The 24,649-nt window shown below is 69.2% G+C and carries 20 protein-coding genes and 1 pseudogene; 12 read left to right on the top strand and 9 right to left on the bottom strand.

Features of this window, described 5'->3' with window-relative positions; genetic code table 11:
* Positions 1-256: 256 nt before the first annotated feature.
* Both OHA11_RS11225 and OHA11_RS11220 read left to right on the top strand, forming a co-directional pair.
* Entirely contained in the window at positions 257-1,804 is a 1,548-nt protein-coding gene (locus OHA11_RS11225; RefSeq protein WP_266494803.1) for an RNA polymerase sigma factor, read from the top strand.
* A 132-nt stretch (positions 1,805-1,936) separates the two neighbouring features.
* A complete protein-coding gene (locus OHA11_RS11220) occupies positions 1,937-2,752 on the top strand; it encodes a serine protease (protein WP_266494801.1) in 816 nt (271 codons plus the stop codon).
* Positions 2,753-2,863: 111 nt separating this feature from the next.
* Here the strand turns inward: OHA11_RS11220 and OHA11_RS11215 are convergent, their stop codons facing one another.
* Positions 2,864-3,094, bottom strand: a complete 231-nt coding sequence (locus OHA11_RS11215) for a hypothetical protein (protein ID WP_266494798.1) — start codon at positions 3,092-3,094, stop codon at positions 2,864-2,866.
* Positions 3,095-3,533: 439 nt separating this feature from the next.
* Between OHA11_RS11215 and OHA11_RS11210 the strand changes: the two genes are divergently transcribed.
* The 6 genes and pseudogenes from OHA11_RS11210 to OHA11_RS11185 all read left to right on the top strand — a co-directional run bounded on the left by OHA11_RS11210 (position 3,534) and on the right by OHA11_RS11185 (position 10,037).
* On the top strand, positions 3,534-5,657 hold the full coding sequence (locus OHA11_RS11210) for a type IIA DNA topoisomerase subunit B (protein WP_266494797.1): 2,124 nt from the start codon (positions 3,534-3,536) through the stop codon (positions 5,655-5,657).
* A gap of 252 nt (positions 5,658-5,909) precedes the next feature.
* Positions 5,910-6,002, top strand: a pseudogene (locus OHA11_RS11205) (DUF1453 domain-containing protein); the annotation flags it as partial.
* Between the two features lie 12 nt (positions 6,003-6,014).
* Entirely contained in the window at positions 6,015-7,166 is a 1,152-nt protein-coding gene (locus OHA11_RS11200; protein ID WP_266494795.1) for a sensor histidine kinase, read from the top strand.
* On the top strand, positions 7,163-7,849 hold the full coding sequence (locus OHA11_RS11195) for a response regulator transcription factor (protein ID WP_266494793.1): 687 nt from the start codon (positions 7,163-7,165) through the stop codon (positions 7,847-7,849). The genes OHA11_RS11200 and OHA11_RS11195 overlap by 4 nt, the downstream gene beginning before the upstream one ends.
* 104 nt (positions 7,850-7,953) lie before the next feature.
* Positions 7,954-8,448: a DUF485 domain-containing protein gene (locus tag OHA11_RS11190; RefSeq protein ID WP_266494790.1), complete on the top strand. Its 495-nt coding sequence runs from the start codon at positions 7,954-7,956 to the stop codon at positions 8,446-8,448.
* The gene (locus tag OHA11_RS11185) at positions 8,445-10,037 is read left to right on the top strand and encodes a cation acetate symporter (RefSeq protein ID WP_266494787.1); all 1,593 of its coding nucleotides are present in this window, start codon (positions 8,445-8,447) and stop codon (positions 10,035-10,037) included. Before OHA11_RS11190 ends, OHA11_RS11185 begins: the two co-directional genes overlap by 4 nt.
* 97 nt (positions 10,038-10,134) lie before the next feature.
* Here OHA11_RS11185 and OHA11_RS11180 read toward each other — a convergent pair whose 3' ends face one another.
* On the bottom strand, positions 10,135-10,827 hold the full coding sequence (locus OHA11_RS11180; RefSeq protein WP_266494784.1) for a response regulator: 693 nt from the start codon (positions 10,825-10,827) through the stop codon (positions 10,135-10,137).
* Between the two features lie 160 nt (positions 10,828-10,987).
* On the opposite strand from OHA11_RS11180, the gene OHA11_RS11175 reads away from it, so the two are divergent.
* Positions 10,988-11,761: a hypothetical protein gene (locus OHA11_RS11175; RefSeq protein WP_266494781.1), complete on the top strand. Its 774-nt coding sequence runs from the start codon at positions 10,988-10,990 to the stop codon at positions 11,759-11,761.
* A 228-nt stretch (positions 11,762-11,989) separates the two neighbouring features.
* Positions 11,990-13,045, top strand: coding sequence for an ABC transporter substrate-binding protein (locus OHA11_RS11170; RefSeq protein WP_266494778.1), 1,056 nt, complete (start codon positions 11,990-11,992; stop codon positions 13,043-13,045).
* A gap of 120 nt (positions 13,046-13,165) precedes the next feature.
* On the opposite strand, the gene OHA11_RS11165 is transcribed toward OHA11_RS11170, so the two are convergent.
* The 4 genes from OHA11_RS11165 to OHA11_RS11150 form a co-directional block, all read right to left on the bottom strand.
* Entirely contained in the window at positions 13,166-13,846 is a 681-nt protein-coding gene (locus tag OHA11_RS11165; protein ID WP_266494775.1) for a response regulator, read from the bottom strand.
* Entirely contained in the window at positions 13,843-15,528 is a 1,686-nt protein-coding gene (locus OHA11_RS11160; RefSeq protein WP_266494772.1) for a sensor histidine kinase, read from the bottom strand. The genes OHA11_RS11165 and OHA11_RS11160 overlap by 4 nt, the downstream gene beginning before the upstream one ends.
* Positions 15,529-15,600: 72 nt before the next feature.
* Entirely contained in the window at positions 15,601-16,551 is a 951-nt protein-coding gene (locus tag OHA11_RS11155) for a sucrase ferredoxin (protein ID WP_266494770.1), read from the bottom strand.
* A 52-nt stretch (positions 16,552-16,603) separates the two neighbouring features.
* Positions 16,604-17,863: a citrate synthase gene (locus tag OHA11_RS11150; protein WP_266494766.1), complete on the bottom strand. Its 1,260-nt coding sequence runs from the start codon at positions 17,861-17,863 to the stop codon at positions 16,604-16,606.
* 106 nt (positions 17,864-17,969) lie between these two features.
* Here OHA11_RS11150 and OHA11_RS11145 point away from each other — a divergent pair, with 106 nt between their 5' ends.
* A complete protein-coding gene (locus OHA11_RS11145) occupies positions 17,970-19,136 on the top strand; it encodes a citrate synthase/methylcitrate synthase (RefSeq protein ID WP_266494763.1) in 1,167 nt (388 codons plus the stop codon).
* Positions 19,137-19,379: 243 nt separating this feature from the next.
* On the opposite strand, the gene OHA11_RS11140 is transcribed toward OHA11_RS11145, so the two are convergent.
* Positions 19,380-19,616, bottom strand: coding sequence for a hypothetical protein (locus OHA11_RS11140; protein WP_266494761.1), 237 nt, complete (start codon positions 19,614-19,616; stop codon positions 19,380-19,382).
* Positions 19,617-19,959: 343 nt separating this feature from the next.
* Complete coding sequence (locus tag OHA11_RS11135) at positions 19,960-20,463, bottom strand: DUF6082 family protein (protein ID WP_266494758.1); 504 nt, start codon at positions 20,461-20,463, stop codon at positions 19,960-19,962.
* 322 nt (positions 20,464-20,785) lie between these two features.
* Between OHA11_RS11135 and OHA11_RS11130 the strand changes: the two genes are divergently transcribed.
* Entirely contained in the window at positions 20,786-21,967 is a 1,182-nt protein-coding gene (locus tag OHA11_RS11130; protein ID WP_266494755.1) for a GTP-binding protein, read from the top strand.
* On the opposite strand, the gene OHA11_RS11125 is transcribed toward OHA11_RS11130, so the two are convergent.
* Entirely contained in the window at positions 21,964-24,423 is a 2,460-nt protein-coding gene (locus OHA11_RS11125; RefSeq protein ID WP_266494753.1) for a DNA topoisomerase (ATP-hydrolyzing) subunit A, read from the bottom strand. The two genes, OHA11_RS11130 and OHA11_RS11125, sit on opposite strands and share 4 nt — an antisense overlap.
* Positions 24,424-24,649 lie beyond the last annotated feature (226 nt).

Raw genomic sequence — 24,649 nt, 5'->3', positions numbered from 1 at the left:
ACCACCTCTGACCGCATCTGGGAGCTTTTGATCACTTACGGGGTGTGACTCGGGCCACGCAGATTGGGCGTAACGCTCCTGGGAGCAGCGCGATGACCTAAGAGGTGGCAGCCGAGTAGGGAATACAGACGCCGTTCGAGGCGCTGTGACTCTTCCCGGCCCCCGCCCGCGCCGTCGGCCCATCCCCAAGTCGGCGGTCGTCGGTTCCTGTCCGTTGTGGACGGGGCCGGAAGCCGTTTTCCAACGTTCCGAGAGGTTGTTCGTGTCGGCCAGCACATCCCGTACGCTCCCGCCGGAGATCGCCGAGTCCGTCTCTGTCATGGCGCTCATCGAGCGGGGAAAGGCTGAGGGGCAGATCGCCGGCGATGACGTGCGTCGGGCCTTCGAAGCTGACCAGATTCCGGCCACTCAGTGGAAGAACGTACTGCGCAGCCTCAACCAGATCCTCGAGGAAGAGGGTGTGACGCTGATGGTCAGTGCCGCGGAGCCCAAGCGCACCCGAAAGAGCGTCGCAGCGAAGAGTCCGGCCAAGCGCACCGCCACCAAGACCGTCGCGGCGAAGACGGCGACGGCCAAGAAGGCGACCGCCACCGCTGCCCCGGCGATGCCTGCCGCAGACGCTCCCGCCGAGGACGCGTCCGAGAAGAAGGTCGCCGCCAAGAAGGCGACAGCCAAGAAGACCGTCGCGAAGAAGGCCGTAGCCAAGAAGACGACGGCCAAGAAGACCACTGCCAAGAAGGACGACGCCGAGCTCGTCGACGACGAGGCGGCCGAGGAGACTCCGGGCGCGGTCAAGGCCGGCGCCGAGGAGCCCACCGAGGACGGCGCCCAGGGCTTCGTCCTGTCCGACGAGGACGAGGACGACGCGCCCGCGCAGCAGGTCGCGGCGGCCGGCGCCACGGCCGACCCGGTCAAGGACTACCTCAAGCAGATCGGCAAGGTCCCGCTGCTCAACGCCGAGCAGGAGGTCGAGCTCGCCAAGCGCATCGAGGCCGGTCTGTTCGCCGAGGACAAGCTGGCCAACGCCGACAAGCTGGCGCCGAAGCTCAAGCGCGAGCTGGAGATCATCGCCGAGGACGGCCGCCGCGCCAAGAACCACCTCCTGGAGGCCAACCTCCGCCTGGTGGTCTCCCTGGCCAAGCGTTACACCGGCCGCGGCATGCTCTTCCTGGACCTCATCCAGGAGGGCAACCTCGGTCTGATCCGCGCGGTGGAGAAGTTCGACTACACCAAGGGCTACAAGTTCTCGACGTATGCCACCTGGTGGATTCGTCAGGCGATCACCCGGGCCATGGCCGACCAGGCCCGCACCATCCGTATCCCGGTGCACATGGTCGAGGTCATCAACAAGCTCGCGCGCGTGCAGCGCCAGATGCTCCAGGACCTGGGCCGTGAGCCCACCCCGGAGGAACTGGCCAAGGAACTCGACATGACCCCGGAGAAGGTCATCGAGGTCCAGAAGTACGGCCGTGAGCCGATCTCCCTCCACACGCCCCTGGGCGAGGACGGCGACAGCGAGTTCGGTGACCTCATCGAGGACTCCGAGGCGGTCGTCCCGGCCGACGCGGTCAGCTTCACGCTTCTCCAGGAGCAGCTGCACTCGGTCCTGGACACCCTGTCCGAGCGCGAGGCCGGCGTGGTCTCGATGCGCTTCGGTCTCACCGACGGTCAGCCGAAGACCCTCGACGAGATCGGCAAGGTGTACGGCGTGACGCGCGAGCGCATCCGCCAGATCGAGTCCAAGACGATGTCGAAGCTGCGTCACCCGTCGCGCTCGCAGGTCCTGCGCGACTACCTCGACTAGGTCTCGGCAGTACGTCACCGAGGGCCCGGTTTCCCGCCCAGGGAGCCGGGCCCTCAGTCTGTGCGGAGTGCGGACCGCCGCCGGCTGGATCACGCTGGGTGTCTCATGGCAACCCCAGAGTGAGGAGCGCGCATGCGTCGTCCCTTCGCCCGAGCGCTGGCCGTCGCGGCCACGGTGGCCGCGATACCGCTGGCTTGTCCTGCCCCCGCGACGGCCGATGTCGTCATCGGTGGCTATCCGGTCGAGATCTCCGAGAGCCCCTGGACCGTCGCCCTGTCCAGCCGTGACCGGTTCGGGGGTACGCGTGCGGGGCAGTTCTGCGGGGGTGTGGTGATCGGCCCGTCGACGGTGCTGACCGCGGCCCACTGCCTGAGTGAGGAGGTGTTGGGCGCACCTCCTGGGCAGGTCCGCGATCTGAGGGTCATCGCGGGACGCGGGGATCTCCTGTCGGACGGGGGCACGGAGATCGCCGTACGCGACACCTGGATCAACCCGCGCTACGACAGCTACACGAACGCCGGGGACTTCGCCGTTCTCACCCTCGCGGAACCGCTCGCCGCGAGCTCGGTCATCCGCATGGCGGGCCCCGGCAGTGCCGCGTACGAGCCCGGTACGGGCGCTGTGGTCTACGGCTGGGGCGACACCACGGGGGGCGGCGACTACGCGACCTCTCTGCGGGCAGCGCGTGTGCAGGTGCTGCCCGACGCGCTCTGCGAGAAGGCCTATCCGGGGAACGCGGACGGAAGGTACCTCGCCGGTTCCATGCTGTGCGCGGGAGAGCGGGCCGGCGGCCGGGACGCCTGTCAGGGGGACAGTGGCGGGCCCCTGGTCGCTCAGGGGGAACTGATCGGCCTTGTGTCGTGGGGGAGCGGCTGTGGGCGGGCCGGCAGCCCCGGTGTCTACACGCGAGTCTCGGAGGTCGTGACAACGCTCGGAGAGACCCGCTGAGAGCCGTCTGGCGGTGTCGGGGAGCACGAGCACGGGCGGTCGCCCCTGAGACTCAGGGGCGACCGCCCGAACCGGCCTGTGCCGGAGATGGCTCGTCGTCTGCGCGAAGTGTCAGTGCTCTTCGTCGTTGGCGCTTGCCGGGGCGGTCGTCAGCCGCTCCGTCTCGTCCTGTATCTCAGCGGCGATCTTCTTGAGTTCCGGCTCGAACTTGCGCCCGTGGTGGGCACAGAAGAGCAGTTCACCACCGCTGAGGAGGACGACGCGCAGATATGCCTGGGCGCCGCAACGGTCGCAGCGGTCAGCGGCCGTCAGCGGGCTCGCGGGGGTCAGAACAGTAGTCACGTCGCCTCTTCTCTAGCTCGACGAGCTGTCGTACCAGGGTCAACATCCAACCAGGCCGAAAACGTTCCCGCTCGTGGCTCTTCCTCGAAAAAATCTTTCCGAGTCGGCTGTCTGCTGCCGGTTGGCGGCGAATGAGCCGTATTGCGTGTCTTCGTGTCTTACGGGTTCGCGCTCTGTCAGGTTCAGTCCTCCCGGCTGGCTTGCCGGTTGTTCTTGAGGACGTGCCCGGAGCCTAAATGGTTCATGCCTGGAAGGGAACGTGATATGTACTTCACTCCAACGAGGGATCGAACACGCATGCGACTCTGGTCTAGTCTGAGTTTCGGACGAGGGTGGCGTTACAACGGCTCTACCAGGCCTCGGTACCCTCGGAGCGGCGACCGAAGCCGGGCCCTTACCCAAAAGGGCCACATCTGAAATTCAGCGAGGAGCGAACCGCGTGACCGCCGAGACGTCCGTGCCGTCCACAGCGCTGCTGACCGGAGCAGACCGGGACGGTTCCAACTACACCGCGCGGCACCTGCTCGTCCTCGAGGGGCTCGAGGCCGTGCGGAAGCGCCCGGGCATGTACATCGGGTCGACCGACAGCCGCGGTCTGATGCACTGCCTGTGGGAGATCATCGACAACTCCGTGGACGAGGCCCTCGGAGGCTACTGCGACCACATCGACGTGACCCTTCACGACGACGGCTCGGTCGAGGTGCGGGACAACGGCCGAGGCATCCCGGTCGACGTCGAGCCCAAGACCGGCATGTCCGGCGTCGAGGTCGTGATGACCAAGCTGCACGCCGGCGGCAAGTTCGGCGGCGGCTCGTACGCCGCCTCCGGCGGCCTGCACGGCGTGGGCGCCTCAGTGGTGAACGCCCTCTCGGCCCGTCTGGACGTCCAGGTGGACCGCGGAGGTCACACCCACGAGGTGAGCTTCCGCCGAGGGACCCCCGGAGCGTTCAAGGGGGACGGGGCCGAGGCCGCGTTCGACGCGTCGAGCGGGCTGCGCAAGCTCAAGAGGATCCCCAAGACTCGCACCGGCACGCGCGTGCGCTACTGGGCCGACCGGCAGATCTTCCTCAAGGACGCGAAGCTCTCCCTGGACCACCTGCACCAGCGCGCCCGGCAGACCGCCTTCCTGGTGCCCGGCCTGACCATCGTCGTCCGCGACGAGTTCGGGCTGGGGGAGGGCGGCAGCAAGGGCGAGGAGTCCTTCCGCTTCGACGGCGGCATCAGTGAGTTCTGCGAGTACCTGGCCACCGACAAGCCCGTCTGCGACGTCCTCCGCTTCTCCGGGCAGGGCACCTTCAAGGAGACGGTCCCGGTCCTGGACGACCACGGGCAGATGACGCCCACCGAGGTCACCCGCGAACTGGGCGTCGACGTGGCGATGCGCTGGGGCACCGGCTATGACACGACCCTGAAGTCGTTCGTGAACATCATCGCCACGCCCAAGGGCGGCACCCACGTAGCGGGCTTCGAGCAGGCCGTCGCGAAGACGATGAACGAGGTACTGCGCACCAAGAAGCTGCTGCGCGTCGCCGAGGACGACATCGTCAAGGACGACGCCCTGGAGGGCCTCACGGCTGTCGTCACGGTCCGCCTTGCCGAACCGCAGTTCGAGGGCCAGACCAAGGAAGTCCTCGGCACCTCGGCGGCCCGCCGGATCGTGACGAACGTGGTCTCCAAGGAGCTCAAGGACTTCCTGACCTCCACGAAGCGGGATGCGGCCGCGCAGGCCCGAGTCGTCATGGAGAAGGCCGTCTCCGCCGCCCGTACGCGCATCGCGGCCCGTCAGCACAAGGACGCGCAGCGCAGGAAGACGGCCCTGGAGTCCTCCTCGCTGCCCGCCAAGCTCGCCGACTGCCGCAGCGACGACGTGGACCGCAGCGAGCTGTTCATCGTCGAGGGAGACTCCGCGCTCGGCACCGCCAAGCTCGCCCGGAACTCGGAGTTCCAGGCGCTGCTGCCGATCCGCGGAAAGATCCTCAACGTCCAGAAGGCGTCCGTCACGGACATGCTGAAGAACGCCGAGTGCGGCGCGATCATCCAGGTCATAGGAGCCGGGTCCGGCCGGACCTTCGACATCGACGCGGCGCGCTACGGAAAGATCATTCTTCTCGTCGACGCCGATGTCGACGGCGCGCACATCCGCATCCTGCTGCTGACACTCTTCCAGCGCTACATGCGGCCGATGGTCGAGGCCGGGCGGGTGTTCGCGGCGGTCCCGCCGCTGCACCGCATCGAGCTCAGCCAGCCCAAGAAGGGCCAGGACAAGTACATCTACACGTACTCGGACCGCGAGCTGCGAGAGACCGCGCTGGAGCTCCAGCGCAAGAACGTGCGGTACAAGGACTCGATCCAGCGCTACAAGGGCCTCGGCGAGATGGACGCCGACCAGCTGGCCGAGACCACCATGGACCCGCGCTTCCGTACGCTGCGCCGGATCAACATCTCCGATCTGGAGGCCTCTGAGCAGGTGTTCGACCTGCTGATGGGCAACGACGTCGCCCCGCGCAAGGAGTTCATCTCCAGCTCCGCGGCGACGCTGGACCGTTCGCGCATCGACGCGTAGTCGGTGCGGTGAGCCCGCCGGGACCGCGAGGGGTCGCGGCGGGCGCTGTCCTGTCGGGCGTCGTCCCGTCGGACATCGGGCCAAGAGGCGTCCGTGAGGGCGTCTCCACCCGCGGGTGGAGACGGGGCACTCCCGGGATCCACCCATGATCCACCCTGGCTCCGATCTGCCGACCTGCCCGTTTCCGTAGCGTCGAAGGCGTCGGCAGTGCCCGCTGTCGGCACCCGCACTTCCTCGCACACGGAGGCCGCGATGTCCGGGCTCGTCGACGCATTGGTGATCCTCGCCGTTGCCGTCCTGGTGATCACTCGCCAGTTCCGCACCCGTCGGATAACGACGGACAGGAGCTGAGCGTGTATGACGGAGAACGTCTGGATGCTCTGGCCCTCCCGCGAGGCGCTCTCCCGAGCGGGAGTGCACAGGGCCCGGCGTACGCTCGCCGGGGCCGGGCGCATCTTCGCCGTAGGCATCCTCCTGGCGACGACTTTCATGGACAGCGACCTGCACGGCTGGGGTGTCGCAGGGGCTGTCCTCGGAGTCCTTGTCGGTGGACTCGGGGTCTGGGGCTTCTGGAGGGTCACGCTCGAGCATCGCCTGCTTCCCTCCTTGGGGTTGCTCGTGCTGCTCTTCGCCATCGCGACGGTGGCAGAGGGCGCGGGGTTGCGGGTTCCTGCCCTCGTCGTGTGGTGCGCCTGCGCCGTCAGCGCCATGGAACGGCTGCCGCTCGCGGCGGCACTGCCCGCAAGCGCCGTGGCTCTGGGTACGTACGCGGCAGTGAACAACGATGCCTGGCTGACCACCTTGGCCATGACCACGGGGCTTGCTCTGGCCGGATACGTGCTGCGGCTGGACGCGGAGGCCCGGGGCAGTGCCCAGCGGCTTCTCGTCCAGGAGCGGGCCGCACGGGCGGCCGAGGCGGAGTCGGCGGCGCTCGCGGAGCGGGCCCGGATCGCGCGGGAGATCCACGACGTCCTGGCCCACAGCCTCTCGGCCCAGCTCGTTCACCTGGAGGCGGCACGGCTGTTGATCGAGAGAGGCGCGGAGAGGGACCAGGTCCTCGATCGGGTCGTGGCGGCACGGGGAATGGCCCGGGAGGGCCTCGCCGAGACCCGGCAAGCGCTCTCCGCGCTGCGTGGTGAGTTGTCACCGCTGGAGGAGTTCCTGAGTGAACTGGTCGCCGACACCGGCGGCGCCGACGTCACTGTCACGGGTGAACGGCGGCCGTTGCCGGCCGAGGCGTCGCAGGCACTGCGCAGGGTTGCCCAGGAGGCCCTGACGAACGTCCGGAAGCACGCGCCGGGCGCCAAGACCCGCATACGGCTGGACTATGGCGAGCACGAAGTGACCTTGAACGTCAGGGATTCGGGAGCGCCGCCGGGTGAATTCACGCACTCCGGTGCCGGATACGGTCTGCTCGGAATGCGGGAGCGGGCCGAGTTGCTGGGCGGCTCGCTGGAGGCCGGGCCGTACGAGGAGGGGTTCGTGGTGATGCTGAAGGTGCCTGTATGACGGAGGAGGGAGGCGGGGCACCGGCCCGTGTCGTCGTGGCGGACGACCAGACCGTGGTCCGCGAGGGCATCGTGATGCTGCTCGGGCTGCTGCCGGGGGTCGAGGTCGTCGGGGCCGCCGCCGACGGAGACGAGGCCGTACGACTGGTGGCCGAGCTCGATCCCGACGTCGTGCTGATGGACCTGCGCATGCCCCGCTGCGACGGAGTGGAGGCAACCAGACGCATCCGGGCCGAGCACCCCCGCACGCAGGTCGTGGTGCTCACCACGTACGCGGACGACGCGTCGCTGTTTCCCGCGCTCAGAGCGGGGGCCCGTGGGTATCTCACCAAGGACGCGGGCGGCGACGAGATCGTACGGGCCGTGCGCAGCGTGCTGTCCGGGGACGCCGGGCTCTCGCCGAGCATTCAACGGCGGTTGCTGGAACGGCTGTCCGAGCCGGAGCCCACGGTTCCCGAGGAGGGCACCGAGGCACCGGACGGGCTCACCGGGCGGGAGACGGAGGTGCTCGTGCTGATCGCCGACGGTCTGACCAACCAGGAGATCGCCCGCAAGCTCCATGTCTCGACGGCCACCGTGAAGACGCACATCAACAACCTGTTCGCCAAGACGGGGCTCAAGGACCGTGCGCAGGCGGTCCGTTACGCCTTCGGGAAGGGACTTGTGCGGCCACCAGGGGGGTGAGTCACCTGATGGGGTGAAGAGCGCGGAGAGAAGAGTCTGGGATCTTCCCGTTCTGTCCATCCTTGGGCACGCGGCCGAAACGGGCAGCGGACAAGGAGAGTTCGGTGGAGAAGTACGACGGTCCCGACTCCGGCTCCGGAAAGGTCCGGTTCGACGACCCCTGGTACGACGCGCTCGCCTCCGGCTGGGGCGAGTTGGACAGTACGGGTGCGCCCGCTCCTGCCGTGCCGCCCGCGCGAGGGGAGCACGAGGACCGAACCGCCCGCACGGCCGACATCTATCTGGAGGTGCAGCGCAGCGCGGCCTTCCAGGAGGTGCGCAGCCGGTACCGGAGGTTCGTGGTCCCGGCCGTAGCCGTCTTCTTCGCCTGGTACGTGGGCTATGTGGTGACGGCGACGACGGCTCCGGACTTCATGGCGCGGCCCGTCGTCGGCGCGGTGAACGTGGCGATGCTCGCGGGGTTCGGACAGTTCCTCACGACGTTCCTGTTCACCTGGGCGTACGCGCGGCATGCCCGGCTGCGCAGAGACCGGGCCGCGCTCGATCTGCGCTGGGACACACAGGAGCTGACGCGAAGCGTCGCGGGTGGTGAGCGGTGACCGGGAACCATCAGACGCTGGCGCTGCTGCTGTTCAGCGCGTTCGTCGCGGTCACCCTGGGAATCACGACCTGGGTGAGCCGCCACCGGCATGGTTCGGCGGAGGAGTTCTACGCGGGCGGACGGCTTTTCTCGCCCATGGAGAATGGTTTTGCCATCGCCGGTGACTATATGTCCGCCGCCTCCTTCCTCGGCATCTCGGGTCTGATCGCGCTCTTCGGCTATGACGGGTTGCTGTATTCGGTGGGCTTTCTCGTCGCCTGGCTGGTCGTGCTGTTCCTCGTCGCTGAACTGGTGCGCAACTGCGGGCGGTTCACGCTCGCGGACGTCGTCGCGGCCCGTATGAGCGAGCGGCCGGTGCGGATCGCGGCGGGAACGTCCTCGGTGACCGTGTCCGTGCTGTACCTGGTGGCGCAGATGGTGGGCGCGGGCAGCCTGGTCGCGCTGCTGCTCGGGGGCACGAGCGAGGCGGCCCAGGCCTGGACGGTCATCGGTGTCGGGGCGCTCATGGTCGTCTATGTGTCGATGGGAGGGATGCGGGCCACCACCTGGATCCAGATCGTCAAGGCGGTCCTGCTGATGGGCGGAGCGATCGCGCTGACCGTGCTCGTCCTGGTGCGGTTCCACGGGGACTTCGACCAGTTGCTGCGTACGGCGGCGGAGCGGAGCGGGCACGGGACGTCGTTTCTCGCGCCGGGTTTGAAGTACGGCGGGGACTGGACCGCGCGCCTCGATTTCATCAGCCTGGGACTGGCGCTCGTGCTGGGCACGGCCGGGCTGCCGCACATCCTGTCGCGCTTCTACACCGTGCCGACCGCGCGCGCCGCGCGCCGTTCGGTCGTCTGGTCGATCGGCCTGATCGGCGGGTTCTACCTGATGACGATCGTGCTGGGGTTCGGGGCGGCGGCGATCGTCGGTCCGGATGCCGTCCGTGGGTCGAACGCGGCCGGGAACACGGCGGTTCCGCTGTTGGCGCTCGATCTGGGCGGCGGCGCGGGTTCCACCGGAGGAACGGTTCTGTTCGCGATCGTCGCCGCGATCGCCTTCGCCACGATCCTCGCGGTGGTCGCGGGGATCACGCTCGCCTCCTCCGCGTCTGTGGCCCACGACCTGTACGCGTCGCTGCGACGGCGGCGTGCTAAGCCGCACAGCGAGGTGGCCGTGGCCCGGACCGCGGCGGTCGGTGTCGGTGTCATCGCCATCGCGTTGGGTCTGCTCGCGCGCGACCTCAATGTGGCCTTCCTGGTGGGACTCGCCTTCGCCGTCGCCGCGTCGGCGAATCTGCCGGTGCTGCTGTACTCGCTGTTCTGGCGGAACTTCACGACGCGCGGCGCGGTGTGGTCCGTGTACGGGGGACTGGTGCCGGCCCTGGTGCTCGTGGTGCTGTCGCCTGTGGTGTCGGGCAGTCCCGCGTCGCTGTTCCCCGGTGCCGACCTCCAGTACTTCCCGCTGGAGAACCCGGGCCTGGTGTCGATCCCGCTGGGTTTCCTCGCGGGCTGGCTCGGCACGGTCACCTCGGCGGAGCCGCCGGACGAGGCCAAGCATGCCGAAACCGAGGTGCGGGCGCTCACGGGGGCAGGGGCGGTTTGACCGACGGGAAGGATGAACCTGCGGGCGAGGCGGTCCGGCTGGCGAGGCCGACCGGCGGGATGCCTTCCCGCAAGGCGCTCCGGCAGGGGGCACCGCCTCAGGGCGCTACCCACGCGTAGCGGTGTTCCGGACGCCCCGTGTCCCCGTACTTGAGTGAGAGACGGAGACGGCCGGCCTGTTCCAGGTAGCGCAGGTAGCGCTGGGCGGTGGAGCGGCTGAGGCCTGTCTCGGCGGCGACCTCGTGGGCCGAGAGCGGGTGGCCGGCCTGGTGGAGGACGGTGCAGATCAGGTCCGTGGTCGGCTCCGAATGACCGCTGGGCAGGCCCGGCGAGGACGGGGCGGGCGCAGTGCGCAGTGCGCCGAACATGCGGTCCACCTGCTCCTGTCCTGCCACGCCCTGGTCGCTGACTCTGTCGACGGTGCGGCGCAGCGCGGCGTACGACTCGAGCCGCGTGCGCAGCGCGGCGAACGTGAACGGCTTGACCAGGTAGTGCAGGGCACCCAGCCGCATCGCGGCCCGTACGGTCTCCACGTCACCGGCTGCGGTGATCATGATGACGTCCGCGCCAATGCCCAGCTCCCGCATCCGCTGGACGAGTTCGAGGCCAGTCTGGTCGGGCAGATAGTGGTCGAGCAGGATCAGGTCGACGGGCTCGCGGCCCACCGCATCCAGGGCCTGGGCAGCGCTGTGCGCGTGGGCGGCCACCCGGAAGCCGGGAACCTTTCCCACGAACTTGGCGTTGATTTCGGCGACACGGAAGTCGTCGTCCACGACCAGGACGTCAATCATCGGCCTCTCTCTCCGAGCCCGGGCGAGCGGTGAGCTCGTGCTGTCGGCCCCAGTGTTGTGGAGCGAGCAGAAAGAGCACAACACCCTTCTGCAGGCAGAAGAGCGCCTTGCGCACACAAGACTGATGCCACGACGCAGGCCACGGCTACGGTCGCGGGGCATGAGCGCAGACACCGGCCCCGCCCTCGCACCGCGAGGCGTGCGCAAGGTCTTCACAACTCTGGCGAAGGAAATGCACACGGCCGTCAGCGGGCTCGGTCCGACCGTGGGACGTGGCGGGTTCGTGGCCGTGGTGGATCCCACGGGCTGCGGCAGGCCGGCCACCCCGACTTCGGCCGCCCCGACCCTCGTCAGCGGCCTCGAAGACCCCCTGGAGCGCGAGGCCCTCGTGCCGGACGAATCGCTCGACCAGAGGGAGGGGCAGGGCCCGCGTGACTCGGTCGTCTTCGTCACCCACACCCCCAGGGACTTCATGCCCCTCTCGGACGAGTGTGTCGTGTTGACGGCGGGTCCTATCACCGTGCAACGGGTCCTCGACAACGATCTGCCGCGAGCGCGCGAAGACGGGTCGGTGAGTCTGCGGCCACGGTCATCACCGTCTACCGCGAGCGTTGGGAGGACCCCGACGAAGAGGTCCGCATCACCCGCGAGAGGGATGCCGCCGATGCGGCCTGACGTCACCCCCGGGACGCTCACCGCGCCGGCCGCCGCCGCGATCACCAAGCGGGCTCCTACGGTCTCCCGCGTGCGGGGCCTGGAAGCGAGCGACCGTCGGGTGACGCGCCAGGTGGTCATCGGGTCCGCCACGCCACGGACCTTCACGAGCCGCCAGGCCGGCTTCGGCTTCGCCCTGATCGGCGCGATCCCGGGCGAGTCCATCGGTATGGCCAAGGGCATCGCGCTGCGCCGCACCTTCCGGCGGGAGCCGTCGTAGTCCGAGAGCTGATCGCCCTCCTGAGGGCACACATGGGCCGAACGCCCCTCCTAGGAGCCTGATTTGTAAAGCGCCTCCCCAAGAGGCCCATTTCGCCGACAGCCCTCTCCTGGACACCGGTTTGCCTTCCTCACCGGCCTTTCCGGCAGAGCACCGGTCCCCCGTCACCGGCCTCTCCAGGGCACCTGTTTTCCCCGCACCGCCTTCTTCACAAGGACGTGAACGAACATGCCCAAGACCCCCAGACACGGGGTGCTGGCAGCCGCCGGCCTGCTTGTCCTCTCCACGCTTACCGCCTGTGTCAATGACGGGGCCGGATCGGCGTCCGCCGCAGGCCAAGGGGGCGGCAAGGGGGAGAAGGTCAAGATCATGGTCGGCGGCCTGGACAAGGTCATCTACCTGCCGGCGATGCTGACCGAGCGGCTCGGCCACTTCGACGACGAGGGCCTCGACGTGGAACTGCTGGGCGAGCCGGCCGGTGTGGACGCCGAGACCGCGCTCGTCTCCGGGGAGGTCCAGGGAGCCGTCGGTTTCTACGACCACACCCTCGATCTGCAGGTCAAGGGCGAGGACGTCCAGTCGGTCGTGCAGTTCTCGCACGCGCCCGGCGAGGTCCAGATCGTCTCCAACAAGGCGGCGACCGAGATCGCTTCACCGGAGGACTTCAAGGGCAAGAAGCTCGGTGTCACCGGCGTCGGCTCCTCGACCGACTTCCTCACCAAGTACCTCGCCGTCAAGAACGGTGTGCCCGTCAGCGAGTTCAAGACCGTTCCGGTCGGCGCGGGAGAGAGTTTCATCTCGGCGCTCAAGAAGGGCACCATCGACGGCGGCATGACGACCGACCCGACCGTCGCCACGATCCTGGCCGCCAACACCGGCAAGGTGATCCTCGACATGCGCACGCCGGCGGGTTCGGACGAGGCGCTCGGCGGCGCGTACCCGTCGTCCAGCCTCTACATGCAGACGGAGTGGGTGAACGACAACAAGGAGACGGTCCAGAAGCTGGCCAACGCCTTCGTGAAGACCCTCAAGTGGATGGCCGCGCACAGCGCCAGAGAGATCGCCGACGAGATGCCGGACGACTACTCGGGGGGCAACGAGACGCTCTACGCGGGCGCGATCCAGAGCACCCTGCCGATGTTCACCCAGGACGGCGTGATGCCCGAGGACGGTCCCGAGACCGTCGAGAAGGTGCTCAAGGCGTTCAACCCCGCCGTCAAGAAAGCGGACGTGGACCTCGGCAAGACGTACACCACCGAGTTCGTCGAGAAGGTCGTGGACTGAGCTCCTCAACCGCCGACCGACTCCTCGCGAACCGCCGGACAGCTCCTCGTACGGCTGTACTCCCCTGACAGCCGTACTGAGGCGGGGCGCGGTCCCTTCCCCCCTTCTGTGGCCGTGTCCTCAGGCGCGGGTCGCCCAGATGTAACGGTGCTCCGGGCGGCCCGCGTCACCGTATTTCAGGGTCAGCGTGGCCCGTCCCGTGCGCTCCAGGAGCTTCAGATAGCGCTGGGCGGTCTGGCGGCTCAGCCCCGTCCGGTCGGCGATCTCCTGGGCCGACAGAGGGCCTTCCGCGGTCACCAGGGCCCGCCGTACGGCCTCCGCGGTGGTGGGGGAGTGCCCTTTGGGCAGTCCGGGCTCCGAGCCCGCTGACAGAGCGCCGAAGATCCGGTCGACCTCGGCCTGTTCGGCCTCGCCGCCGCCGTCGAGGGTGCGGCGCAGGTCCGCGTACGCCTCCAGCTTGGCGCGCAGTCCGGCGAAGGCGAATGGTTTCACCAGGTACTGGAGCGCGCCCTGCCGCATCGCCGCCTGGACCGTGGAGACGTCACGGGCCGCGGTCACCATGATCACGTCGGTCTGGTGACCACGTCTGCGCATCTCCTGGACGACCGCGAGGCCCGTCTCGTCCGGCAGATAGTGGTCGAGGAGCACCAGATCCAGCCGGGGCAGTGCCTCCAGCTGCCGCAGTGCCTCCGCCGCGGAATGCGCCTCGCCCGCGACATGGAAGCCCGCGACCTTCTCCACATAGGCGGCGTTGACCCGGGCGACCCGGATGTCGTCGTCCACGACCAGTACCTCGATCATCGCGACTCCTCGTTGATGGTCGTGGTGGCACTCTCCAGCACGAGGCCGGGCGTGGGTTCCGGTGCGAGTCCCGGCTCGGCCAGTGCCTCCGGGAGCACGATGGTGAACTCGGCGCCTCCGCCGTCCGCCTCCGAGACCCGGGCGCTGCCCCCTTGCCGTTCGGCGAGCCTGCGCACAAGGGAGAGGCCGATTCCGCGCTTCCGGTGGGCCGGGGGCTTCTTGGTGGACCACCCGTCCGTGAAGATCAACTCGCGCTGTTCGGCGGGGATTCCGGGCCCTGTGTCCCGCACCCTGAGGACGGCCGTGCGCCCTTCCGCACGCAATTCGACCTCCACGCGCGCGTGGAGGGTGCCCGCGGCGGCGTCGAGTGCGTTGTCGACGAGGTTCCCGACGATGGTGACCAGCCCTCTCGGGTCGATCAACCGGTCAGGGAACAGCGTCGTGTCCGAGATCCACAGGGCCACTCCGCGCTCCGCCGCGACGGTGGCCTTGCCCACCAGCAGGGCGGCGAGCAACGGGTCATGGATCTTTTCCGTGACCTGTTCCGCGGTCGCCCTGTGGTCACCGACCACCTCGCCGACGAATTCCACGGCGTCGTCGAACATCTCCAGTTCCAGCAGCCCGAGCAGGGTGTGCATGCGGTTGGCGTGTTCGTGGTCCTGGGCGCGCAGGGCGTCGATCAGGCCGCGTGTGGAGTCGAGTTCGCGGCCCAGCTGCTCCAGTTCGGTGCGGTCGCGCAGGGTGGCGACGGCACCGCCGTCGTCGGTGGGCATGCGGTTGGCGACCAGGACACGCTGGCCGCGGACGGTGAGCAGATCGGTTCCGGTGACGGTCCCGGCCAGCACATCGGTCGTACGGCCCTCTCCGAGCGCTGTGTCGAGGGGCTGTCCGACGGCCTCGTCGCCGATTCCGAGCAGGCGCCGGGCCTCGTCGTTGAGGAGCCGGATCCTGCCTCCGCGGTCCAGCGCGACGACGCCCTCCCTGATGCCGTGCAGCATCGCCTCGCGCTCCGCCAGAAGCCCGGCGATGTCCGAGAAGGCCAGGTCACGGGTCTGCCGTTGCACCCGCCGTGAGATCAGATAGGCGGCCAGCGCGCCGACGGCCATGGCTCCTCCCGCGTACGCGAAGAGCCCGGGGATCGCGTGGATGAGGCGGGCGCGCACGCTGTCGTACTCGATGCCGACCGAGACCGCACCCACGATGCGGCCGTCGCCGTCCCGCAACGGCACCTTGCCGCGCGCCGAGCGGCCCAGGGTGCCGCTGTCGATCTCCATGACCTCCCGGCCGGCCAGAGCGGACCTCGGGTCGGTCGAGACGTGCCCGCCGATCTCGGCGGGGTTCGTGTGCGACCAGCGCGTGCCCCGGACGTTCATCACCACGACGTACTCGGCTCCGCTGGCCTTGCGGATCCGTTCCGCCTCGGTCTGCACGGGCCCGTCGGCAGAGGCCGGCGTGGACAGCATCTCCTCGGCGAGCCGCGGCTGCGCCGCCGTGGTCTGCGCGATCGCGAGAGCGCGGCGCATCGCCTGGTCGTCCAGCTGTTCGCTCAGCGGAGCCAGGAACAAGCCGGTCGCGAGGACAGCGACTCCGGCGGCGATCGCCACCTGCATCAGCAGCACCTGCGAGAACATCCGCTTCGGCATGCCCAGGCGGAGTCGTCGTGCAGGGGGAGTGGGGCTCATGCCTATGACGGTACGGGGAGGGGTGCGCGGTGCCTAAGGGGGTGTGGCGTGGATCTTGTTTGGGAGTGGTGGTCAGTGGGCCGCGGGCTGTGCGACAGCCGTACGGGACAGCTCGCGCACTGCCAGCACGTCCATCCGGGCCGGAGAGCCGAGAGCCGAGCCGCAGCTCTCGGGGCGGGGCGGCAGCGCCGCGCCCTGGGCGACGGTGACGAGCCAGCGGCGGCCGTCGGTGTGGGCGACCGTCACCTCCCAGCGGGGCGCCGAACCCTCCGTACGGACGACGCTCAGCGCGCCCGCGGCGTCCTCGTGCGCCGCCGTGCGCACGGCCAGTTCGGCGGCCTGCCCGGGCCGCTCCCAGGCAGAGCTCCCACGGCACCCTTCGGTCACGACACGGCCTTCCCGTACGCCCTGGAGGATCTCCTTGACGGCGTGGGCCTCGGCTCGCCCGTACGCGTATCCGAACGGCAGCACCAGCAGGGTGGGGGAGAAGCGGTGGCCCCCCAGATGCGTGACCTCCCATATGCCGTCCGCTCCGGAGGCGGCGAGTTCGGCGGCGAGAGGGCGGCCGAGGAGGGCGCAGCAGCGGTCGCGCTTGCCGTTGGTGCACACGAGCGCGAGCGGGTCGCCGGTGTGCGGGCCGCCGTCGAGGGCTGCGTCGAAGGTCCGCGGCAGGCCGTCACCGAGCTCGGCGAAGTCGAGTTCGAGTAGTCGCTCGGGGTCCGACGTGGTGGCCCTGTGCAGCCATACTTTTCCCGGAGTTGTGTGGGCCGCGTACACCTGGCGCTCGGCGGCCGTGTGGCAGTCGGCGTGGCGGCCCGGGCGGCGGATCAGCGCGATGCGTACGCCGGTGCCCTCTGCGGCCTGCTCCAGCGCTCGGCCGAGTGCGGGGTCCAGGTGGCTCGATGTCAGCGCTCTGGCACCCCAGGGGCCGGGCTGTTCGACCAGCAGCCACGTCCTCGCGGTGGCGGCAGTCCCCGCGAGGGGCTCCTCCAGATCCCGTGAGACCTTCGCGCACGTACTCACAGAGGTGAGCCTAACCTGACTTGGCAGGGGGTGACTTCCGGGGCGAGTGGTGTCACTGCTCCGGAAGTGGCTGAGGCGGTCGCGCGCCTACGTAGTGTCCGCTCGGGCGCATGCGCAGGGGGGCCTCCTCGTACTCCTCCAGTGTGTGCGCGATCCAGCCGGCCGTGCGGGCCACGGCGAAGATCGTCTCGCCCGCCGAGGCGTGCATGCCGGACGTGGCCGTGAGGACGGCGAGGGCCAGGTCGACGTTGGCGTGCAGGGGGACGTGGCGGGCCGTGGTGTCCACGATGTCGCGGGCCGCCGCCAGGGCGGGGGCGGCGTCTGGGATGTCCTCCAGGAGGGCGAACAGCACGCGCGCGCGTGGGTCCTCGCCCGGGTAGAGGCGGTGGCCGAGCCCCGGGACGCGGCGTCGGGCGCGCAGTTCGTCGGCGACCACCGGGGCCGCCGTACCGCGGTCCAGGACGTCGAGGAGCATCCGGTGCGCCAGGCCGCTGGCCGCGCCGTGCAGAGGGCCTTCGAGGACGCCGAGGCCCGCCGAGACCGCGGCGTACGCGTGGGCGCGGGCCGAGGCGGCGACCCGGACCGCCAGTGTCGAGGCGGCCAGGTCGTGGTCGACGAGCAGCGCGAGGGCCGTGTCCAGGGTGCGCAGGGATGCCTCGTCGGCTTCGCGGCCGCTGAGCCGTCCCCACAGGCGGTGCGCGAGTGAGCTCCCGTCCCGATGGTCGTGCCGCTTGGGCGGCAGGGCGGCGACAAGCGTGGGGATCAGCGTGCGGGCCGTGCCGAGCACGGTCTCCTCGGAGAGGTCGAAGCGCAGCGGGTCGGCGGTCGCCGCGGCGATGGCCGCAACGCGGAGCCGGTCGGTCGGCCCGGTGTGCTCGGGCAGCGCGTCGACGGCGCGGCGGGCGACGGCGACGGAGGCCTCGGGCGCCGTGAACGTGGCGCCGGGGCGCAGGACGCCGGTCCAGAGCCACTCGGCGACCTCTTCGTAGGAGTGGCGCGCGGCCAGTTCGGTCGCGTCGACTCCCCGGAAGTAGTACCGGTCCTTGTCGATCAAGGTGATCCGGGTGCGCACGGAGAGCTTGCCCGCGCCCGGTGAACTCTCGGCCGGCTCACGCCTGTTGCGACGCGCGAGCGCCTCCACCTCCTTGGCATCGAAGGTGCTGCCCCGGCTGCCCGGACTGCGTCGGCTGCTGAGCTGGCCGCGGCTCACGTACGCGTACACCGTCTCGGACTTCACTCCGAGCAGTTCGGCGGCTTGCTTGGTGCTGATCCGCCGTCCTTCGAGCGCGGGGGCCAGTTCTTGATCCGTCATGAGCGTCACCGTATCCGTGTATCCGTACAGCTTAGTGTTGATTCAATCAATATTGACGGGCATTGAGTCAAGCATGGACAGTTGAATCAAGTCCAGGGAGGAAAACATGTCGATCAACCGGGCCGCGACCGCCTCTGTCGACGTACCGCGAGGACTCGCGGGCGTCGTCGTCACCAACACTGTGCTGGGTGACGTCAGAGGGCTCGAGGGGTTCTACCACTACCGCCAGTACTCCGCCGTCGACCTCGCGCGGACCCGTGGCTTCGAGGACGTGTGGCATCTGCTGGTACACGGTGAACTGCCGGACGCGGCACAGCGTTCCGCCTTCGCCGCGCGGACCGCGGAACTGCGGCGGTTGCCGGTGGAAGTGCGGGCCGTACTGCCCGCGATCGCCGCGGCCAGCGGGGGGTCCGGGGCGCTCGCCGGGATGCGGACCGCTTTGTCACTGCTCGGTGCGGCGCGGGGGTTCCGGCCGGTGTACGACATTGACGCCGAGCAGCGTCGAGCGGATGCGCTCGCGGCGTCGGCGGCCGTGCCGACCCTGTTGACGGCGCTCCACCGGCTCGGGCGGGGCCTCGAACCGATCGAGCCGCGTGACGATCTGCCCTACGCCGCCAACTACCTCTACATGTTGACGGGTTCGGAACCGGACGAGGGCCGGGCGAGGGCGATCGAGCAATACTTGATCTCGACCATTGACCATGGATTCAATGCATCAACATTCACGGCGCGGGTGATCACGTCGACAGGGGCGGATGTGGCGGCCTGTCTCGTCGGCGCGGTGGGAGCCCTCTCCGGTCCGCTCCACGGGGGTGCCCCGAGCCGGGCTCTGGACACCCTCGACGCGATCGGAACTCCCGACCGCATCGACTCCTGGATCCGCGAACGCGTCCTCGCGGGCGAACGCATCATGGGCTTCGGTCACCCCGTCTACCGCACGGAGGACCCCCGCTCGCGCATGCTCCGCGGCATCGCCCAGCAGTTCGGCGGCCCCTTGGTCGACTTCGCGGTCGAGGTCGAACGCCGCGTGGAAGCGATCCTCGCGGAGCTCAAGCCCGGCCGGGAACTCCACACGAACGTGGAGTTCTACGCGGGGGTCGTCATGGAACTCTGCGGCCTGCCCCGCACAATGTTCACTCCGACGTTCGCCGCGGCCCGCGTCGTCGGCTGGAGCGCCAACATCCTTGAGCAGGCGGAGGACCCGAAGATCATTCGCCCGGCGGCGCGGTATGTGGGGCCGGGGGCGCCGGTTGCGGTGCCCGCGGTGGCTTAGGCGTGGTGTGGAGGGCGGTCGGTTGCGGCGAAGGCCGGCGAGCACATGCTCGAAGACCGGGTTGCATATGTGGGCGGGGCGCCAGCCGTGACACGTGACGGGCCCGGCATCGTTTCGATGCCGGGCCGGGAGCGTCTCAACCACATGAGTTGGGATGCGAGGTGGAGCTTGCCTCTCGACGTTCTCAGCGACTTTCGCGTCGAGTGGAGTGGAGCCGCTGCAGATCCCCGATCTTCAAGGAACTCAAGCGTCGGGAATGTCCGCCTTCGCGCGCACCAGGGTGTCGCGGGTGATGATCACGATCCGCTCATAGTCTGCTCGTGCGGCGTCGGGCGGGAGCTCGGGGTCGAGTTCCTTGGTGGCCTCTCGCCCGATGACAGCGAAGCTGCCATCGCTGAGCTCGAAGATGTCGGGGCACGACTGCCCAGTAGCGCTTCCGCGCTCGCGTGGTGAAGCCCCGACACGTCGCACGATCTTCACGGATAGATACCAGCCTTTAGCTCGGTGATGGGCGTCCTCCGAGCTGAATGGGGTGTTCCCGGAGCGTGTTTGACTCCGAGATCGGTGGTCGTCGGAGGCGGTGTATCTCCGAGCGCGGGGGTGTTCGTCGGAGCGCCCAGAGTGGGCAGGCGACATAGTATTCGGTCTCCTGGTGCTCGTGGGGCCCGAAACGCATATGAGGCGGGTGAATCTCTCCTGCTTCGCTTGACCGGAGATGGCGTTGGGGTGATAGGTGTGCATCGACTAGACCTTGGCGCGTGGCATGCGCGGGTGGTGTGCGCGGTTTCCTTACGACATGTGAGGTCACCGCGCGCCGACAGGGTCAGGAGGATCCTTCGGGTGGCTCCCCCACAACCCACCACTCGTCGGTGTCCGAGTCGGCCTGCTCCTGTATCAAGTCGTCCATCATCTGGCCCAGTTCGGCCTCTTCCGACGAGTCCGGCAGGCTCTCCCGGTGGTGCTGGGTGGCTGCCCAGTATTCCTGGAATATCCTGTTCTGGCACATAATCCGGAAATGCCCGTGGAGCTCTCGCTGGGTCATCGCTCCGATCCGGTGGAAGTAAAGAGCGTTGACGTAGAGGGCGTTCGCGAACAGGTACTGCCGTTGCTTTTCGGGGGAGACATCGCTGTCGTACGTGTTGAGGACGGCGGCGAGGGCGGGATCGTCCATGGCTTTGCAGAGCAGGTCGAAATGGAGCCGGTGCTGTTCCGTTAGGGCAGCGCGCTTTCTGTGCCGGTTCCCCGCGACCGCGACGGCGCCCGCCGCAGACGCGAGCCTCGCCCGGGCGGCGGAGAGCCGCCCCTTCCACAAACTCTGTGTGGCCATGCCAACCCCCGAATCAGGCGACCGTCCGCCGGTCGTCGGTGTGGGTCGCCAGGGAGCGGACCGGCGAGCGGTGGGCGGCGCGCTTGCCGTCTCCCAGGGTGCCGAGCGGCTCTGATCGGCAGGGAGGCGGAGAGGAGGCGCACAGAGGGAAGCGCGGGTCGCGCAACTCGGCGCCATGCCAGACGTGTGCCCCGCGAGCGCCGCTAACAACCGTTCACCGCGAGGGCTTTCCACCGGCTCGTATCCTGGTTCGGCATTGGTTCCCCGCCGTGAGAGCCGGTCCGCGAGCCGGTGCACGCATTGGTGTGAGAGAGGTCGCGCGTTGAGTCAGTCGAGCCCCCGGCAGATCCCGGTCATCGTCCTTGCCGGGTTCCTGGGCTCCGGCAAGACCACCCTGCTCAACCACCTCCTGCACCGCAGCGGAGGCAGCCGAGTCGGGGCGATCGTCAATGACTTCGGTGCTATCGAGATCGACGCGATGGCCGTGGCCGGGGCACTCGGCGACTCCACCGTCTCTCTGGGCAACGGGTGCCTGTGCTGCGCCGTGGACGCCAGTGAGCTCGATCTCTTCCTCGACCGGCTCACCCACCCGTCGGCCCGTATCGACGTCATCGTCATCGAGGCGAGTGGGCTGGCCGAGCCCCAGGAGCTGGTGAAGATGCTCCTCGCCAGCGAGAACCCGCGCGTCGTCTACGGCGGGCTCGTGGAGGTCGTCGACGCCGCCGAGTTCGACGCCACCCGCCAGAAGCATCCCGAGATCGACCGGCACCTCGCCCTCGCCGATCTGGTCGTCGTCAACAAGGCGGACCGTGCGACGGATCCCGACCGTGTGATCCGCGTCGTCCGGTCGCTCACCGACCGCGCCGCCGCCGTCGTGCCCGCCTCCTACGGACGCATCGACCCGGAGTTCCTCTTCGACCGCAGGCCTACGGAGGAGCGCATCGGGCAGCTCTCCTTCGACGACCTTCACCGGCACGACGAGGGTGCGCATGACAGCCCCCACGGCCCCCGCGAGCAACACGGCCATCACAGCCATTTGCACTCCGCCTACGAGTCCGTCGCCTTCACCTCCGAAGTGCCCTTCAGCCCCCGGCGGTTGATGGACTTCCTCGACAGCAGGCCCGAAGGCCTCTACCGAATCAAGGGGTACGTCGACTTCGGCGCCGCCGACCCCCACAACCGGTACGCCGTGCACGCCGTCGGCCGCTTCCTGCGCTTCTACCCGGAGCCCTGGGCACCGGGCGAGCGCCTCACCCAGCTCGTCCTCATCGGCTCCGGCATCGACACCCTCGCCCTCGGCAAGGAGCTGGAGGCGTGCAAAGAAGACGCCCCACACGCCGACGAGCACAGCATGTGGGGCGTCCTCCGCTACGTGCAGCAGCCTGTACGGGAGCCCGGACAGGAGCCGGATCCGGAGCCGGGGCAAGAGTCGGAGCCGGACGAGTGGGCCCAGGATTCCAGCCTGCCGGGTCCCTTCGGCTGGACCGGGCCCGCCGTCACCTAGACCGGCCCCGCCACCACCGAAACCGTCTTCGCCAGTGAGACGCCCGAGCCGTCCCGCCGCGGGTCCATCTCCGGCAGCTCCGCGGGCGTTCCGTCCTTCTGCGCGGCCCGGGCCGGCGCGGGGCCCGTCCACGCGAGGCTCAGGCAGTCCTCGCCCTTCAGGAACCGCTGGCAGCGCACGCCGCCCGTGGCACGGCCCTTGCGCGGGTACTGGTCGAAGGGCGTCAGCTTGGCTGTCGTCTGGACCGAATCGTCAAGCGTGCCGCGCGAGCCCGCCACCGTGAACACCACCGCGTCCACGGCCGGGTCCACCGCCGTGAACGAGATCACCTTGGTGCCGTCGGCGAGCTTGATGCCCGTCATACCGCCCGCGGGCCGGCCCTGGGGGCGGACCTGGGAGGCCTGGTAGCGCAGCAGCTGGGCGTCGTCGGTGATGAAGATCAGGTCCTCCTCGCCCGTGCGCAGTTCGGCCGCGCCGACGATCCGGTCACCGTCCTTGAGCGTGATGACCTCCAGCTCCTCCTTGTTGGAGGGATAGTCCGGGACCACCCGCTTGACGACACCCTGCTGCGTGCCGATCGCGAGTCCCGGCGACGACTCGTCGAGCGTGGTCAGACAGACGACGCCCTCGTCGCCCTCCAGGGTCAGGAACTCCGAGATCGGCGCGCCCCCGGAGAGGTTGGGCGCCGCCGCGGTCTCGGGCAGCCGTGGCAGGTCGATGACGTTGATCCGCAGCAGCCGGCCGGCCGACGTGACCGCACCGATCTCGCCCTGGGCCGTCGCCGGGACGGCGGAGACGATCAGGTCGTGCTTGGCGCGCTTGCCGTCGCTCTCCCCGAAGGGGTCACCGTTGGCCGTACGCGCGAGAAGTCCCGTCGACGACAGGAGTACGCGGCACGGGTCGTCGGCCACCTGGAGCGGCACGGTCGTGGCGGTGGAACCGGCGGACTCCAGCAGAACCGTACGCCGCCCGGTGGCGAACTTCTTGGCCGCCGCGGCCAGTTCGGACGACACCAGCTTGCGCAGCTCGGTGTCCGACTCCAGGATGCCGGTCAGCTCGTCGATCTCGCCGTTGAGCCGGTCGCGCTCGGTCTCCAGCTCGATGCGGTCGAACTTGGTGAGGCGGCGCAGCGGCGTGTCCAGGATGTACTGCGTCTGGACATCGCTCAGTGAGAAGCGCTCGATCAGGCGCTCCTTGGCCTGCGCGGAGTTCTCGCTGGAGCGGATGAGGCGGATGACCTCGTCGATGTCGATCAGGGCCACCAGCAGGCCCTCGACCAGGTGCAGCCGGTCCCGCTTCTTGCCGCGGCGGAACTCACTGCGGCGGCGCACGACCTCGAAGCGGTGGTCGAGGTACACCTCCAGGAGCTCCTTGAGGCCCAGCGTGAGCGGCTGGCCGTCCACCAGCGCCACGTTGTTGATGCCGAAGGACTCCTCCATCGGCGTCAGTTTGTAGAGCTGCTCCAGGACGGCTTCCGGCACGAAGCCGTTCTTGACCTCGATGACCAGGCGCAGGCCGTGCGCACGGTCGGTGAGGTCCTTGACGTCCGCGATGCCCTGCAGTTTCTTCGCGCCGACCAGGTCCTTGATCTTGGCGATCACCTTCTCCGGGCCGACGGTGAACGGCAGCTCGGTGACGACGAGGCCCTTGCGGCGCGCCGTCACGTTCTCCACGGACACCGTCGCGCGGATCTTGAACGTGCCCCGGCCCGTCTCGTACGCGTCCCTGATGCCGGTGAGGCCCACGATGCGGCCGCCCGTGGGCAGGTCGGGGCCCGGGACGTGCTTCATGAGCGTCTCGAGATCGGCGCCGGGGTGGCGGATCAGGTGACGGGCGGCGGCGATGACCTCGCCGAGGTTGTGCGGCGGCATGTTCGTCGCCATGCCGACCGCGATACCCGACGAGCCGTTGACCAGAAGGTTCGGGTACGCGGCCGGGAGGACCGTCGGCTCCTGCTCCTGGCCGTCGTAGTTCGGACTGAAGTCGACCGTGTTCTCGTCGATCGACTCCGTCATCAGGGAGGTCGCGTCGGCCATCCGCGCCTCGGTGTACCGCATGGCGGCCGGCGGATCGTCGTTGCCCAGCGAACCGAAGTTGCCGTGGCCGTCGACCAGGGGCAGGCGCATGGAGAACGGCTGGGCCAGGCGGACCAGGGCGTCGTAGATCGACGCGTCGCCGTGGGGGTGGAGCTTACCCATGACCTCGCCGACGACGCGGGCGCACTTCACATAGCCGCGGTCGGGGCGCAGCCCCATCTCGTTCATCTGGTAGACGATGCGGCGGTGCACCGGCTTGAGGCCGTCGCGGGCGTCCGGCAGGGCTCGGGAGTAGATGACCGAGTACGCGTACTCGAGGAAGGAGCCCTGCATTTCGTCGACGACGTCGATGTCGAGGATGCGCTCCTCGAAGTCGGCGTCGTCATCGGGTCGCGGGGTCTTCGTGCTGCGGCGGGCCATCGCTGCTGCGACTCCTTCACAGTCTCTGCCGGGGCATGAACGGGTTCTGACGGGCTCCATTGTGGACCGGCGTACTGACAACGCGGACCACGACCCGTCCGTACGGACCTCCAGGGCCGCTTGCAGGGCTGCCCCAACAGGCGTCGCGGGCCGCGTCCTCGGCCGTTTCCACAGGCCTCGGAAGCGGTGAATCCGCGTGCCCGCACAGGGCTTCGGAGGCCGTGCG

Origin of the sequence: Streptomyces sp. NBC_00878, from assembly GCF_026341515.1 — a bacterium.
Classification (GTDB): domain Bacteria; phylum Actinomycetota; class Actinomycetes; order Streptomycetales; family Streptomycetaceae; genus Streptomyces.
This window is presented reverse-complemented; position numbering and strand designations above follow the sequence as displayed.